The organism is Actinosynnema sp. NPDC059335 (genome assembly GCF_042752395.1).
GTDB lineage: Bacteria > Actinomycetota > Actinomycetes > Mycobacteriales > Pseudonocardiaceae > Actinosynnema.
On the sequence record NZ_JBHYXZ010000038.1, the window covers coordinates 1 to 13,754 of the forward strand.

At 72.7% G+C, this 13,754-nt stretch carries 15 protein-coding genes and 2 pseudogenes; 8 read left to right on the top strand and 9 right to left on the bottom strand.

What is annotated here, in order from left to right:
* Window positions 1-115: 115 nt before the first annotated feature.
* Entirely contained in the window at window positions 116-829 is a 714-nt protein-coding gene (locus tag ACFXGA_RS14385) for a S1 family peptidase (RefSeq protein WP_378087828.1), read from the bottom strand.
* 132 nt (window positions 830-961) lie between these two features.
* Between ACFXGA_RS14385 and ACFXGA_RS14390 the strand changes: the two genes are divergently transcribed.
* A complete protein-coding gene (locus ACFXGA_RS14390) occupies window positions 962-1,795 on the top strand; it encodes an ADP-ribosylglycohydrolase family protein (RefSeq protein WP_378087830.1) in 834 nt (277 codons plus the stop codon).
* Here ACFXGA_RS14390 and ACFXGA_RS14395 read toward each other — a convergent pair.
* The 4 genes from ACFXGA_RS14395 to ACFXGA_RS14410 are packed head-to-tail and all read right to left on the bottom strand — an operon-like array spanning window position 1,783 to window position 4,668.
* A complete protein-coding gene (locus ACFXGA_RS14395; RefSeq protein WP_378087832.1) occupies window positions 1,783-2,634 on the bottom strand; it encodes an SRPBCC family protein in 852 nt (283 codons plus the stop codon). The genes ACFXGA_RS14390 and ACFXGA_RS14395 overlap by 13 nt on opposite strands.
* Entirely contained in the window at window positions 2,634-2,939 is a 306-nt protein-coding gene (locus tag ACFXGA_RS14400) for an ArsR/SmtB family transcription factor (protein WP_378087834.1), read from the bottom strand. Before ACFXGA_RS14400 ends, ACFXGA_RS14395 begins: the two co-directional genes overlap by 1 nt.
* Window positions 2,940-2,978: 39 nt before the next feature.
* The gene (locus ACFXGA_RS14405; protein ID WP_378087836.1) at window positions 2,979-3,722 is read right to left on the bottom strand and encodes an alpha/beta fold hydrolase; all 744 of its coding nucleotides are present in this window, start codon (window positions 3,720-3,722) and stop codon (window positions 2,979-2,981) included.
* A 19-nt stretch (window positions 3,723-3,741) separates the two neighbouring features.
* Window positions 3,742-4,668: a sigma-70 family RNA polymerase sigma factor gene (locus ACFXGA_RS14410; RefSeq protein WP_378087838.1), complete on the bottom strand. Its 927-nt coding sequence runs from the start codon at window positions 4,666-4,668 to the stop codon at window positions 3,742-3,744.
* Window positions 4,669-4,778: 110 nt separating this feature from the next.
* On the opposite strand from ACFXGA_RS14410, the gene ACFXGA_RS14415 reads away from it, so the two are divergent.
* The 4 genes from ACFXGA_RS14415 to ACFXGA_RS14430 all read left to right on the top strand — a co-directional run bounded on the left by ACFXGA_RS14415 (window position 4,779) and on the right by ACFXGA_RS14430 (window position 8,137).
* On the top strand, window positions 4,779-5,912 hold the full coding sequence (locus ACFXGA_RS14415; protein WP_378087840.1) for a PLP-dependent aminotransferase family protein: 1,134 nt from the start codon (window positions 4,779-4,781) through the stop codon (window positions 5,910-5,912).
* A gap of 89 nt (window positions 5,913-6,001) precedes the next feature.
* Window positions 6,002-6,391 (top strand): hypothetical protein, encoded by a 390-nt coding sequence (locus tag ACFXGA_RS14420; RefSeq protein ID WP_378087842.1) that lies wholly within the window; start codon window positions 6,002-6,004, stop codon window positions 6,389-6,391.
* A 73-nt stretch (window positions 6,392-6,464) separates the two neighbouring features.
* Window positions 6,465-7,535, top strand: a complete 1,071-nt coding sequence (locus ACFXGA_RS14425) for a sensor histidine kinase (RefSeq protein WP_378087844.1) — start codon at window positions 6,465-6,467, stop codon at window positions 7,533-7,535.
* Entirely contained in the window at window positions 7,532-8,137 is a 606-nt protein-coding gene (locus ACFXGA_RS14430) for a DNA-binding response regulator (RefSeq protein WP_378087846.1), read from the top strand. Before ACFXGA_RS14425 ends, ACFXGA_RS14430 begins: the two co-directional genes overlap by 4 nt.
* A gap of 10 nt (window positions 8,138-8,147) precedes the next feature.
* On the opposite strand, the gene rnhA is transcribed toward ACFXGA_RS14430, so the two are convergent.
* Window positions 8,148-8,624, bottom strand: coding sequence for a ribonuclease HI (rnhA, locus tag ACFXGA_RS14435; protein ID WP_378087848.1), 477 nt, complete (start codon window positions 8,622-8,624; stop codon window positions 8,148-8,150).
* Between the two features lie 81 nt (window positions 8,625-8,705).
* Here rnhA and ACFXGA_RS14440 point away from each other — a divergent pair, with 81 nt between their 5' ends.
* Both ACFXGA_RS14440 and ACFXGA_RS14445 read left to right on the top strand, forming a co-directional pair.
* Window positions 8,706-9,503: a class I SAM-dependent methyltransferase gene (locus ACFXGA_RS14440; protein WP_378087850.1), complete on the top strand. Its 798-nt coding sequence runs from the start codon at window positions 8,706-8,708 to the stop codon at window positions 9,501-9,503.
* A gap of 238 nt (window positions 9,504-9,741) precedes the next feature.
* Window positions 9,742-10,449, top strand: a complete 708-nt coding sequence (locus ACFXGA_RS14445; RefSeq protein WP_378087852.1) for a hypothetical protein — start codon at window positions 9,742-9,744, stop codon at window positions 10,447-10,449.
* Window positions 10,450-10,676: 227 nt separating this feature from the next.
* On the opposite strand, the pseudogene ACFXGA_RS14450 reads toward ACFXGA_RS14445, so the two are convergent.
* From ACFXGA_RS14450 to ACFXGA_RS14460, 3 genes and pseudogenes are all read right to left on the bottom strand, one after another.
* Window positions 10,677-10,866 (bottom strand): annotated as a pseudogene (locus tag ACFXGA_RS14450) (MBL fold metallo-hydrolase); the annotation flags it as partial.
* A 40-nt stretch (window positions 10,867-10,906) separates the two neighbouring features.
* Complete coding sequence (locus ACFXGA_RS14455) at window positions 10,907-11,848, bottom strand: GIY-YIG nuclease family protein (RefSeq protein WP_378087854.1); 942 nt, start codon at window positions 11,846-11,848, stop codon at window positions 10,907-10,909.
* 93 nt (window positions 11,849-11,941) lie between these two features.
* Complete coding sequence (locus tag ACFXGA_RS14460) at window positions 11,942-12,619, bottom strand: MBL fold metallo-hydrolase (RefSeq protein ID WP_378087856.1); 678 nt, start codon at window positions 12,617-12,619, stop codon at window positions 11,942-11,944.
* Between the two features lie 116 nt (window positions 12,620-12,735).
* Here ACFXGA_RS14460 and ACFXGA_RS14465 point away from each other — a divergent pair.
* A pseudogene (locus ACFXGA_RS14465) lies at window positions 12,736-13,674 on the top strand (acyltransferase family protein); the annotation flags it as partial.
* Between the last annotated feature and the right edge of the window lie 80 nt (window positions 13,675-13,754).

Sequence of the window (13,754 nt, forward strand, 5' to 3'; positions counted from 1 at the left end):
GGGGGGGGGGGGGGCGCGCCGCCCCGGCGCGGGGGGCGGCCCACCCCCTCCCCCCGGTTCCGCTCCCCCCCCGCGGCGGCCCCGCCGCCCGCCCCCCCCCGGCCCCGTGGTGTGATCAGACGCCGGCGATGGACTGGATCCAGGACCGGTACCGCGTCACGTTGGTGTAGGCGGTGGTCGTCTGCCGGTCGCTGGTGGACGCGACGCCGACCTGCGCGCCGCCCGCCATCATCGGGCCGCCCGAGTCGCCGCCCGCGGTGATGCCGTCGCCGCGCCGCGCGCAGATCGCGTTGCCGCCGTAGGCGTCGGTGCAGCCGCCGGTGACGACCACGTTGGCCACCTTCAGGTACTGCGACTGGCAGTTGATCTCCGAACCGCACTGGGACGTCGCGCCCCAGCCGTAGACCTGCACGGTCTGGCCCACGGTGACCGAGCCGGGCTGGCCGAGCCGCGCGTAGGTCGCGGACACGGAGCGGTCGAGCCGGACCAGCGCGAGGTCCGAGGAGTGGGTGTAGGTCTGCACGCCGTTGGCGACCGTCCCGCCGGAGGTCTGGTCGAGGCTGCCGATGCGGAACGACAGCCCGCCGCCGCTGACGCAGTGCTTCGCGGTCAGGATCCACGTGGGCGCGATGATCGTCGCGCTGCACGTCTGCCTGCCGTTGGAGAACAGCCGCGCGGCCCACGGCGCGTTGCTCGCGTAGCCGCCGCCGATGATGTACGGCGTCACGCCGCCGTCCTGCGACGCCGGCGTGGCCGACGCCGACGGGACGAGGGCGAGCAGGGACAGCAACGCCGCTGCGAGCGCAGGGATCAACCTGGTGGTTCGCAAGGGTTTCCTCGATTCCTAAGACACGCGATCACTCGCGCACAGGGGTGTCTCGGGTCACGAGATTCGTACCACTCGATCGGGTGATTAGGGATATCTCGAACCGGTTATAACGCCGCCGATAACGTGTGCCGCATGCTCGTCGAACTGGCCATCGGGGACGCGTACGGCGCGGGCTTCGAGTACGCCGAACCGGCCTTCGTGACCAGGCACAACACCCTCGCGGGGTACGTGCGGCACCCGCGTCACCACGGCATCCGGCCCGGCTCCTACACCGACGACACGCAGATGACGCTGGCGTTGGCGGAACTGCGGGTGTCCGGCGCGCCGTGGACGCCGGAGACGGTGGCCTCGGCGTTCGTGGACGCGTTCCACCGCGACCCGCGCGAGGGCTACGCACGGGGTTTCCGGGCGTTCCTCGCGACCGTGCGGACCGGCGCCGAGTTCCTGGCGCGCATCCGCCCCGACAGCGACAAGAGCGGCGCGGCGATGCGGGCCTCGCCGGCCGGGCTGCTGCCGACCGCGGACGAGGTGCTGCACCTCACCGACGTGCAGGCCAGGGTCACCCACGACACGCCGGACGGGGTCGCGGCGGCGCGGGCGGCGGCGTTGGCCGTGCACTACTGCCACCACGGGCTCGGGCCGGTGGCGGAGGTCGGCGCGTGGATCGCCGACCGGCTCGGGTCGGCGGTGTGGGCGCGGCCGTGGCACGGCGCGGTCGGGTCGAAGGGCGTGGAGAGCGTGCGCGCCGCGTTGACCGCGTTGGCGGGCGGCGGCTCGTTGAGCGCGGTGCTGCGCCAGTGCGTCGCCTTCACCGGTGACGTCGACACGGTGGCCACCGTCGCCCTGGCCGCCGCGTCGCGGTCCGCCGGGATCCGCGCCGACCTGCCCGACGCGCTGGTGGACGGGCTGGAGAACGGGCCGTTCGGCCGCGACCACCTGGCCCGGGTGGACGCTCAGCTGCGGTAGTGGCGCACCAGCTCGGCGAACCGGTCCTCCGGCCACGGGCAGCGGATCTCGCCGAACGTCGCGGCGAAGAACAGCTCCAGGTGCGCGTGCCACGCCGCGAGGGCCCGCGGCGCGAACGCCGGGTCGGCGAGCGCGTGCGTCAGCTCGACCGTCGTGCCCAGGTCGGGGTCGTGCCGGAACTCCCAGCGGACCCGGCCCGCCGGCGAGTCGAACGCCAGCACGCGCGGCTCGACCCGCTCGACCAGCGGGCCGGGCGGCACGTGCGGGTTGGCGGCGCGGGTGGGCACGCCGTCCCCGCCCTCGGTGAGCAGCGCCCACACCTCGCCCAGCGGTCGCCAGACGAGGTCGCGGACGAACCGCACCACGCCGTCGTGGCACCGGCCCTCGTCGAGCCGGAACTCGCGGACGTAGCGCTCCATCGCCCCGAGCACGTCCGCCGGCGGCTCGAACGCCCGGCCGGCCAGGCGTGCCTCCAGCGCCGCCAGGCACGTGTCCCAGCCCGCGGCGTTGCGCGCCGCGCCGTGCCGGTCGCCCAGCACGTGGGTGAAGACCAGCAGGCAACCCCGCTCGTGCGGCAGCAGCTCGAACCTCAGCACGTCGGTGTTCCAGCGGAACGCGAACACCCGGGGCGGGTCGGCCTCCAGCACCTCGCCGGTGGTGACCTGGTCGGGGAAGGCGAACGTCATCGCCCGCCCGTCGACCGCCACCTCCGCCGGGAACCAGTGCGCCAGTTCCGCGGGCTCGGTGACCGCCCGCCACACCCGTTCCGGCGGGTGCGCGAGCACCCGCTCGAACCTCAGCACGGGTTTGCCGTCGATCCAGCCCAGCTCGGTGCCCATCAGCCCATCCCGTCCAGTCGCCGTTCCAGCGCGTCGAGGCTGTCCTCCCACATCCGCCGGTACGGCGCGAGCCAGGCGTCGACCTCGGCCAGCGGCCCCGGCCGCAGCCGGTAGAGCCGCCGCTGGGCGTCCCGCCGGACCTCCACCAGCCCGGCCTCCCGCAGCACCTTCAGGTGCTTGGACACCGTCGGCTGGCTCACCGACAGCCCGTCGACCAGCTCGTTGACCGGCCGCTCGCCGTCCCGCAGCACGTCGAGGATGCGCCGCCGCTGCGGGTCGGCGAGCACGGCGAACGTAGATGCCATGACGGCAATATAGCCGTGCTGGCATATAGGCTCAACCGGTCACGCGACCGCCCGGCGGATCGGCATCAGCGGCGCGGGTGTGGTGGTCAGGAAGTCCGCCACCGCGGCCACGCACTCGTCGGGCCGTTCGAACGGCATCAGGTGCGAGGTGCCCGGCAGGACGCACAGCTGCGCGTCCGGGATGCCCCGGTACATCGCGATCGTGTGCTCCAGGTGCACGATGTCGTCGTCGCTGCCCAGCACGAGCGTCGGGCACGTGATGGCGGCCAGGTCGACCACCTCCGGGTCGTGCGCCGCCCGCGCGAACTTCTCCACCACCACCGGCAGGTGGTCGCGGCCGTCCGGCGACACCTCGGCGTACCGGTCGGCGACCTCGGCCGGCAGCTCGCCGCCCGGCTGCGGCAGGAAGACCCACCCGTCCTTGGCGTAGCCGGAGTTCAGCACCACGAGCTTGCGCACCAGGTCGGGCCGCCGCTGCGCCACGCCCAGCGCCACCACGCCGCCCGCGCTGTAGCCCGCCAGGTGCGCCGGGCCGCCGACCACCTGCTCCAGGTACGCGATCACGTCGCCCGCCAGGACGGCCGACGACACCGGTCCGGGCACGTCCGGCGTCCGCCCGTGGCCCCGGCGGTCCACCAGGTGCACCCGGAAGCGGTCGGCCAGCCGCGCCAGGTTCGGCGCGAAGTCCCGCGAGTCGCTGAACCCGCCGTGCAGCAGCACCAGCGGCTCGCCCTCGCCGCGCACCTCGTGCCAGGTGCGCACGCCGTTGACGGTCTCGTACATCAGGTCCTCCCGTGTGGTCTCACCTACTCGTACGGGAGGGGGCCGGCAAACTCATCGGCAGGCCGAAGAGCGGGAACAGGCGATCACCCAGGAAGGTGGTCGAGCCGGTCATCCGCTCGCCCGAGAACTCCACGAGCACCAGCGCGAACGGCCGCAGCACGCCGTCGTCGCCGGGCCGGTACTGGCCGAACGCCGGCCCGCCGTTGGCCCGCGTCGGCAACAGCCGGGCGGTCTCGCAGCCGCTGCCCGGGTACGCCAACGCGGCCGCGATGGCGTCCCGCCCGCGCAGCCACCACGTGTACGGCGGCATGGTCATCGTCGCGTCCTCGTGCAGCAACGCCACCAGCGTGGCCACGTCGTGCCGTTCGAACGCGGTCGTGTAGCGCTCCAGCAACCCGGCGTCGAACGGTTGCGGCGGCGCGGGCCGCCGGTCGGCGAGGGTCGCCCGCGCGCGTTGCAGCGCGCTGTTGACCGAAGCGACCGTTGTGGACAGCAGCGCGGCCACTTCGGACGCCCGCCAGCACAGCACGTCCCGCAGGATCAGCACGGCCCGCTGCCGGGGCGGCAGGTGCTGGAGCGCGGCCACGAACGCCAGCCGCACCGTCTCCCGCCCCACCGCGACCTCGTCGGCGGGCAGCACCAGCGCGTCCGGCACGGGGTGCACCCACGCGGCGTCGGGCAGCGGCTCGCCCAGCGGCGCGCCCGGCGCGGCGGGCGAGGACAGGTCCATCGCCGTGGCCCGCCGCTGGGCGCTGCGCAGCATGTCGAGGCACACGTTGGTGGCGATCGAGTGCAGCCACGCCCGCAGCGACCCCCGGCCCGGGTCGAACGTGGCGCGCCAGGCGCGCACGAACGTCTCCTGCACGGCGTCCTCGGCCTCGAACGGCCCGCCGAGCATGCGGTAGCAGTAGCCGGTCAGGGCCACCCGGTGAGATTCCAGGTCCACGTCCACACGTCACACGTTAGGATGAAAGCGGCGCCTCGACCCCAGTGCAGCCCTCTTCCGCGTGGCACGACCGCGTGACGTCCCGCTCGACGATCCCGAGGAGCCCTCCCGTGCCCCGCGTGTTCACCGGTTCGCCCGTCCGCGACCTGCTCGCCCTCACCTCCCGGCCCGAGGTCATCTCGTTCGCGGGCGGCCTGCCCGCGCCCGGCCTGTTCGACGTGGACGGCCTGCGCTCGGCCTACGACCGGGCGCTGTCCCGCCGCACGCTCCAGTACGCGCCCACCGAGGGCGACGCGGCCCTGCGCGGCCTGGTCGCCGACCGCCTCACGCGGCGCGGCCTGCCCACCGCCGCGGGCGACCTGCTCGTCACCTCCGGCTCGCAGCAGGCGTTGGGGCTGGTCGCGACCGCGCTGCTGGAACCGGGCGCGGTGGTCGCCGTCGAGGAGCCGACCTACCTGGCCGCGCTGCAGTGCTTCCGGCTCGCGGACGCGCGGGTCGTGCCCGTCGCGGGCGACGACCGGGGCGTGGACCCGGCCGCGCTGGCGGAGGTGATCGAGCGGGACCGCCCCGCGCTGCTGTACCTGGTGCCGACGTTCGCCAACCCGACCGGCCGGACGCTGGACGCCGCGCGGCGGGCCGAGGTCGCCGCGCTGGCCGACCGGCACGGCCTGTGGGTGGTCGAGGACGACCCGTACGGCGAGCTGCGCTACCGGGGCGAGCCGGTGCCGCCGCTGGCGTCGATGAGCGACCGCGTGCTCTACACGGGCAGCTTCTCCAAGGTCGGCGCGCCGGGCATGCGGCTGGGCTGGCTGCGCGCCCCCGAGTCGATCATGCGCACGCTGGTGGTCGTGAAGCAGGCGGCGGACCTGCACACGTCGGCCGTCGACCAGGCCGCGGCGGCGGAGTACCTGGCCGCGAACGACCTGGACGAGCACATCCGCGGCCTGTGCGCGGCCTACCGCGAGCGGCGGGACGCGATGGTCGACGCGCTGCCGTCGACCGTGCCGCCCGGCGCCCGGTGGAGCGACCCCGACGGGGGCATGTTCGTGTGGGTCTCGCTGCCGGGCGGGGTGGACACCGGCGAGCTGGTGCACGAGGCGTTGCGGCGCGACGTGGCGTTCGTGCCCGGCGCGGCGTTCTACGCCACCGGGCCGGACCGGTCGACGCTGCGGTTGTCGTTCACCACCAACGCGGTCGAGGGGATCCGCGAGGGGATGCGGCGGCTGGCGACCGTGCTGCGTTAGGGCTCACGGTCGGCCCGTGCGTTCTTCACGGGTCGGCCGTGACACCGCGGGGGTGGGGGTTGCGCGCCGTCGGCCGCACGGTGGTCCCCGTGAAGCGATCATCGATCATCTCCCTCGCGGTGTCGACCGCGTTGGGCATCGCGATCGTCGCCGACGGCGTCGGCGACCGGACCGGGTTCGGCACGTGGGGCCTGGTCGCGTGCGCGCTGGCGTACCTGGTCATCGGGTTGGTGCGCGGCGAGCTGCGCCGGCCCCGGGTGGTGTGGGCGCAGGTGGCGGGCGCGGTCGGGTTCGGCGCGCTGGCGGCGGTGGCCCTGCTGGTGGACCCGGAGGTCGGCCGGCGCCTGGTGGCGGCGGGCTGGCTGGCGCACGCCGCGTGGGACCTGGCGCACTTCCGCGCCCGCCTCGTCGTGCCGACGTGGTACGCGCTCGCGTGCGCCGTGGTGGACGCGTTCGTGGGGGTGTCCCTGGCATGGTGAGGAACACCTCGAGGTGGGGGACCTCGGTGGCGGCGGCCGAGCACGTCGGGTGTCGGGGCTGGAGGGGCGTGTGATGCGACGGGCGCGGGTGCTCACGCTGGTGTCGCTGGGCGTGGCGTGGTCGACCAGCCTGGTCGGGCCGGGGATCGGCGTGCTGCTGGAGCCCCGGCCCGACCGCGCGGTGGCCGGACTGGTGGGCGCGGTGCTGTTCGGCGTGGCGCACGCGGGCGCGTTGTACGCGGCGGTGACGCCCGGCGTCGCGCGTGCGCGGTGGGACGCGGCGCTCGTGGCGGCGTCGGTGCTGTCCGTGCCGCTGCTCGCGCCGGTGGCGGCGGGCCGGTGGGACACCTGGGCGTGGGTGGGCGCGGCGCTGGTCGGCACGCTGCCCGTGCTGGTGCGGTGGTGGTGGGTGGCGGCGCCCGCGGTGGTCGCGGTCGCCGTGGCGGTGGCCGCCGAACCGTTGCGCGCGTTGGTGATCGCCGCCGCCGTCGGCGCCGCGTTGGCGACGATGCACGTGCTGCCGGTGTGGTTGTGGCGCCTGGTGGTGCAGGCCCAGCGGGGGCGGGAGGCGCGGGCGCGGCTGGCGGTGGTCGAGGAGCGGCTGCGGTTCGCGCGGGACGTGCACGACCTGCTGGGCCACCGGTTGACCGTGATCGCGCTGAAGGCGGAGCTGGCCGCGCGGCTCGCGGCCGTGGACGGCGACCGGGCGGCCGCGGAGGCCGACGAGGTGCGGGCGCTGACCGCGTCGGCGTTGTCGGAGCTGCGGGAGGCCGTGCACGGCTACCGGGCGGTGGAGCTGGGCGACCAGGTCGCGGCCGTCGAGCACGTGCTGACCTCGTCCGGGGTGCGGTGCGCGGTGTCGGTGCCCCCGGACCTGCCGCCCGCGGCGCGGGAGCTGTCGTGGGCGTTGCGGGAGGCCGGGACGAACGTGCTGCGGCACAGCCGCGCCCGGTGGTGCACGATCGACGTCGTGGTCGCGCCCGACGAGGTGCGGCTGACCGTGGCCAACGACGGCGCGTCCGGCGCGCGGGGGCACGGGTCGGGGCTGGACGGGCTGGCGGAGCGGCTGGCCCGGGTGGGCGGCACGGTGCGCGCGGGGGAGGAGGACGGGGTGTTCACGCTGGTGGCGTCCGTGCGGTCGTGATCCGCGTGCTGCTGGCCGACGACGAGGAGCTGATCCGGGTCGCGGTGGCGGCGCTGCTCGGGCTGGAGCCGGACATCGAGGTCGTCGCGCAGGCCGGGGACGGCCGGGAGGCGGTGCGCGCGGCGCTGGCGCACCGCCCGGACGTGGCCGTGGTGGACCTGCAGCTGCCGACGCTGGACGGGTTCGAGGTGACCGCAGAACTGGCCTCGGCGCTGCCGGGGTGCGCGGTGGTGATCCTGACCGGGCGCGGCAAGCCGCCGCACCTGCACCGGGCGCTGTCGGCCGGGGCGAAGGGGTTCCTGCCCAAGGGCTCGCCGGGCGGCACGCTGGCCGACGTGATCCGGCGGGTCCGCGCGGGCGGCCGGTACGTCGACCCGGAGCTGGCGGCCGACGCGCTGACCACGCCGCCGTGCCCGCTCACGCCGCGCGAGCTGGAGGTGCTGCGGCTGGCGGAGTACGACACGCCGGTGGCGGTGATCGCCCGCCGGACGCACCTGTCCGTCGGGACGGTGCGCAACCACCTGTCCGCCGCCGTGGCGAAGCTCGGCGCGGCCGGCCGGTCCGAGGCGTACCTGATCGCGCACGACCGCGGCTGGCTGTGACCGGCGGTCCTCACCCGTCGTGCACGTCCTCCGCCCGCAGGTCCGACTCCATCGCGGCGCGCACGCCGCGGACCGCGAGCCGGTCCGCGCGCTCGTTCTCCGGGTGGCCGGCGTGCCCCTTCACCCAGTGCCACTCGACCCGGTGCGGCGCGGCGGCCGCGTCCAGGCGTCGCCACAGGTCCTCGTTCTTGACCGGCTGACGGCCCGCCGTCAGCCAGCCGTTGGCCTTCCACTTCGCCATCCACGACAGCACGCCGTTGCGGACGTACGTGCTGTCGGTGTAGATCCGCACGGCGGACGGGCGCTTGAGCGTCTCCAACGCGCGGATGGGCGCCATCAGCTCCATGCGGTTGTTCGTGGTGGGCTCCGACTCCCCGCCGTACAGGTCGCGCTCGTGCGCCCCGTACCGCAGCACCGCGCCCCAGCCGCCCGGCCCGGGGTTCCCGCTGCACGCGCCGTCGGTGTAGATCTCCACCACCTGCTTCATGCGGCGAAAGATACCGAAGCGCGTTGCGCCCACAGCGCAATCCGTTGCGCGGGCACCGCGGTCCGGGGGGACGCTGTCGCCATGGCACTGGGTTTCAGCGGCGAGGTCGCGGACTTCTACCACCGGTACCGGCGGGGTTACCCGGCGGAGGTGTTCGACGCGCTGGTCGAGGTGTTCGGGCTCACGGCGGACGACGTCGCGGTCGACCTGGGCTGCGGCACGGGCCAGGTCACCGTGCCGCTCGCGGCCCGGGTGCGCGCGGTGGTCGGCGTCGACCCGGAGCCGGACATGCTGGCGCACGCCCGCCGTGCGGCGGAGGAGGGCGGGGCGGCGAACATCGCGTGGGTGGTCGGGACGGACGCGGACGTGCCCGCGTTGCGCGGGGTGCTCGGCGACGGGTCGGTCGGCGTGGTCACCATCGGCCAGGCGCTGCACTGGATGCGTCACGACGACCTGTTCCGTGCGGTGTCCTCGCTCGTCAGGCCGGGTGGCGGGGTGGCGGTGCTGACGAACGGGACGCCGTTGTGGCAGCAGGGGAGCGACTGGTCGCGCGCGTTGCGCGGGTGCCTGGAGGAGTGGCTGGGCACCCCGTCCGGCCACGCGTGCGGCACGGACGAGGAAAGCCGGAACCGCTACCGGACGAGCCTGGCCGCGGCCGGGTTCGAGGTCCGGACGCACGAGGTCCGGTACCGCGGCACGCTCGACCTGGAGTCCGTGGTGGGCGGCGTCCTCTCCGCCCTCCCCGTCGACCGCCTCCCGCCCCCGCCGGACCGCGCCGCCTTCACCGACCGGGTGCGTCACGCCATCGAACCCCACGCGCCGTTCATCGAGGACGTGCGCGTGACCGCGTTGACGGGGCGGGCGAACTCCACGAATTAGCGCGTGCGAGGCGTGGCGGGGGTGCCGCGAAATTCACGTCGTTGATCACGACGTGAAGTCCTCCGGCGACGTGGTCTTGCCCATACCACCGGCGATCGGCGGTGACCGTTCGGCTCTGGAGTGCGACCGCCTCAGCGGTAGAAGGCGACGAAGATGGCCGCGTTTCCGTGACGCTCCGCCAACCGGCGACGGATCCGAATGGCGTATTGGGCGAAAGGAATCTCCGCAGAATTGCGTAGTGGAGGCGCTCGGCGTCTGCGATACTGCTCGAATAGGCCAGAACGAGCGCGGGGTCGAGACCCGCAACGAGATGTCCGGCGAAGCCCACAACGCGGTGCTCGCCGGCACCGTGGAACGCGTCGAAATCGGGAACCATCATTACGACCGACGCAGTGTCGTCGCTCTCACTGTCGTCGCCGTCAGCTTGATCGCGGCGATCGTGTTGATCGTGGCGACCACTCGGCAGACGATGACACACAAGGTCACGACGGATGGGCAGCAGGTGCTGACCACCACCAGTCCGCCGCCGACCACGAGCCGGGTCGTCAGCAGTACTCAGGGCACAGCCACACCGGAAGGCCGGGGGTCGCCAATCCGGCTGGGTGTCGGCTACGGAATCGACGTCGATGTGTCGACGCCGAAAGCGCATAAGGTCAACGAACTTGCCGAGGCCGACGACCTTCGCCTGATTTCGCGTTTTGAGCTGTGGGCGCCGTCCGGTTTCCTGGAAGTGTCCTGGACCAATCCGGAAGGCCTGGGTGCGATGCGCGACATGTGCACGTCGGATTTTTACGCTGACGGGAACCATCCCTCGTCCCCGGCGAAAATCACGGCCAACAACCAGAGGTTGTGCTTCAAGACCACTGACCACAAAACCTTCTGGCTGCAGGTCGTCAACTTCAACAGCCATAGCTCGTACGTGGAGCTCGTGATCGAGCAGTTTTGAGCGACCGCACTCCGGAATCACGGCGCCGCCCGAACTGCGGCGGCAATGCCGATGACGGCAGCTGCCGACACTCATGAGGTCAAGCCCATCGGTGGCGCATGATCTCTTCGAACAGCGTATGGGACCCCTGTAGCTCGGCAACGGCTACTGAGGGCAGGCTGCACCACTCCTCGGACGTGCGGTTGGCCGCCGCGTGGAGGTCGGCGTCAACCGCACGAGGGCCTGGCTCACCAGCCTCGCGAACACCACTCGCCCAGGTGAAGCCATTCCACCCCAGGGTGGAATCGACCCCATGCCCGGGGTGGGACCAGGTGTCGTCCGGCAGCACGTCGAAGATCCTCGACTCCACGTCGTTGATCAACGAGGTGAAGTCCTCCGGCGACGTGGTCTTCCCCCGCCGCCGGGGAACAGCGAGTCCTCGATACCTACTCTTCTCCTGACGTGGACGGTGACCCGGTCAAGCGGTTTCCCCTCCGTGATCGGGGGGTGTCGTGACCACAGACTCTTCTGCGGAGCCCTCCTGATTTTCGCGGAGCGTCCGCCCTCTGGCATCCCGCCACTCGATGCGGCCATTCTTGCTGCCCCCGGCCAGCACGCTCGCCGCGCTCGACGGGCTGTCGAACGCATACGTCCTGGTCAGGCGGATCTGATCCTGCCCGTGTTCCGCCAGTACGCCTTCTGCCAGCAGTTTCTCCCGCAGCGCGTGATATCCGGGTGTCATGGTCACCGTTGCCAGGCGTCCGAGCGCGCCCTCGAAAACGGTGAAGCCCCGAGGGTCTTCGACCCCTTCCGCAGTGGTGAGCTTGGTATTGAGGAAGTATCTCGTGCGGACTGCGGTCGTATCGGCCCCTTCGTTCTTCCTGATTTCCTCGGTGGAAATCGGAATTTCAAAAGCATGCACTCCGGCAATGGGAAGTATCATGAGCATGTTGGCGAGGTACGCCTCCATGTCGGCCACTTCGGGCTCGCTCAGCCACGGGATGGCGGGAATCCTGGAGTTGTCGAGCCGAACGGACTTCGCGGCTCTGGCGATGTCCACCAGTCGTGCTTCGAGGTATCGGATGTGTGCTTTATTGAGGGAGTCGTCCGTGGTCGTGAGCACGTAGGCGTTCGTCCAGAAGTCCTTCAACCTCTGGTGCGAGTCGAGTCGTACCGCCACCTCGTCCCCCTCCCCGATGTAGAGCACGTCGGGCCCCTGGCCATCCGGGTCCGGGCCGGTCAGCAGGTAGACCCCGGTTCGCCCGAACTCGTTGCGGAGGCGCGCACGGGCGTAGTCGGCCCGGGAGAAGGCCAGGCACACCCCTGTCCACTGGCTGCGCTCGACGAGCCGTATGCCTTGGGGTGTGCCATCGACGAGGAACAAGCGGATGGTGGCGCCAGTCGCACCGGCCTGCGTCATGGAGTCATTGAACCAACCACCGCTCGGAACGCGGCCAACCGCCGGGTGCTTTCCCGGCGATTGGCCCGCGGGCTCACGTGCACAGGCCGTCGGTCACCAGCCGCGCGAACGCCACTCGGTCAGATGTGGTCGTTCACGCCCCAGGGTGGAATCGTCCCCGTGCCCGGGGTAGAACCAGGTGTCGTCCGGCAGGGCGTCGAAGATCCTCGACTCCACGTCGTTGATCAACGAGGTGAAGTCCTCCGGCGACGTGGTCTTCCCCACGCCGCCGGGGAACAGCGAGTCCCCGGTGAACAGGTGCGGGTGGCCCGTCGGGTCGCGGTACAGCAGGGCGATCGAGCCCGGTGTGTGGCCGCGCAGGTGGATGACCTCCAGCGGCACGGCGCCGACGTGCACCGTGTCACCGTGCTCGACCAGGAAGTCCGGCGGGATCGGCAGGACGTGGGCGTCCGCCGGGTGCGCGACCGTGTTCGAGCCGTTCGCGCCCGCCACCGCGCCCAGCGCGCCCCAGTGGTCGCCGTGCTGGTGCGTGGTCACCACGGTCTTCAGCCTCGGCCGGTCCACCGAGTGCCCCACCACGTCGGACAGCCGCTCGGGGTCGGCGGCGGCGTCGATGAGCAGGCCCTCGTTGGTCGCGCGGCAGACCAGCAGGTACGCGTTGTTGTCCATCGGTCCGACCGAGACCTTCGTGATGGTCAGCGCGTCCAGCGTGCGCCGGGTCGCCGGGCCGCCCGGCGACACGTGCCCCGTGTAGTCCTCTAGTACGTCCACAACGGCCGACCGTAGCCGACCCGGCACCCTTCAGGATCCCCACAGGTCGACCCCCTAGGGTTGTTAACGGTCTCCGCCGCTCCACCGATGTCGTCTGATTAGGGTTCTTCCACCTCGTGCCTACCAACCGTCGGATCAACTGGGACGTCCTGCGCATCCTCGCCGTGCTGTGCGTGCTCCTCCAGCACGCCACCCACGCCGGCCCGTCCGTCCACGCCGAACTCAGCCGACCGTCCTTCGTCTTCAGCCTCGAATTCGGCGCGAGCGCGCTCGTGGTGCTCTCCGCCTACTTCGCGTGCGCCTCCCTGGCCAAGGGCCAACCCCGCCGCTTCCTGCGCAACCGCCTGGCCCGCCTGATCCCGGCCTACGTGGTCGCCGCCACCTGCACCTACCTCGTCCTGCGCCACGTCGCCCCCGAGGGCTGGAGCCACCTCGAACCCCGCGACCTGCTGTTCAACGCCCTCATGCTGCAGAACTGGGTGCCGGACGTGCGCCTGGTCGACTTCTCCTACTGGACCCTCCCGGTGCAGGTCACGGGCTTCGTCGCGGGCGCGCTGCTGGTCTCCCGCGTCCGCGGCCGGGCCGTCGGGGCGCTGCCGTGGGCGCTGGTCGTCGGGCCGCTCGTGCTCCGGGCGTGGACGGAGGAACCCGGTCTCGTCCGCACCTTCTACGACGGCCTGGGCGTGCACCGCGCGCAGCTGTTCGCCATCGGCGTCGGCATCTGGCTCTGGTCACGCGGCCGGGTCGGCGACCGGCACCTGTTCGCCCTGCTCACGGCCGCGCTGCTGGCCCAGGCCGTGCACAGCGCCGACTTCGCCTCGACCGTCGGCCTGGGCGTGCTGCTGATCGGCGTGTGCGCCGCGGCGGGCGGCCGGGACTGGGACGTCGCGCCCCTGCGCCTGCTCGCCCGACCGGTCAGGTGGCTGGCCGGCATCTCGTACGGCGTGTACCTGGTGCACCAGGAGATCGGCTACGTCGTGATGGCGATGGTCGCGCCGCACTGGGGGCCGTGGGGCGAGCTGGCGGCGTTCACCGGCACCGCCGTCGTCCTCGGCTGGCTGCTCACGAAGTTCGTCGAACGCCCCGCGCACCGGGCGTTGACGGCGAGCCGGCCCGCGCTGGCGGGCCTGCTGCT

Coding starts and splice junctions, on each gene's coding strand:
- ACFXGA_RS14390 (WP_378087830.1), top strand. CDS start 962: ATGCTCGTCGAACTGGCCATCGGGGACGCGTACGGCGCGGGCTTCGAG.
- ACFXGA_RS14395 (WP_378087832.1), bottom strand. CDS start 2,634: ATGGGCACCGAGCTGGGCTGGATCGACGGCAAACCCGTGCTGAGGTTC.
- ACFXGA_RS14400 (WP_378087834.1), bottom strand. CDS start 2,939: ATGGCATCTACGTTCGCCGTGCTCGCCGACCCGCAGCGGCGGCGCATC.
- ACFXGA_RS14405 (WP_378087836.1), bottom strand. CDS start 3,722: ATGTACGAGACCGTCAACGGCGTGCGCACCTGGCACGAGGTGCGCGGC.
- ACFXGA_RS14425 (WP_378087844.1), top strand. CDS start 6,465: ATGCGACGGGCGCGGGTGCTCACGCTGGTGTCGCTGGGCGTGGCGTGG.
- rnhA (WP_378087848.1), bottom strand. CDS start 8,624: ATGAAGCAGGTGGTGGAGATCTACACCGACGGCGCGTGCAGCGGGAAC.
- ACFXGA_RS14440 (WP_378087850.1), top strand. CDS start 8,706: ATGGCACTGGGTTTCAGCGGCGAGGTCGCGGACTTCTACCACCGGTAC.
- ACFXGA_RS14455 (WP_378087854.1), bottom strand. CDS start 11,848: ATGACGCAGGCCGGTGCGACTGGCGCCACCATCCGCTTGTTCCTCGTC.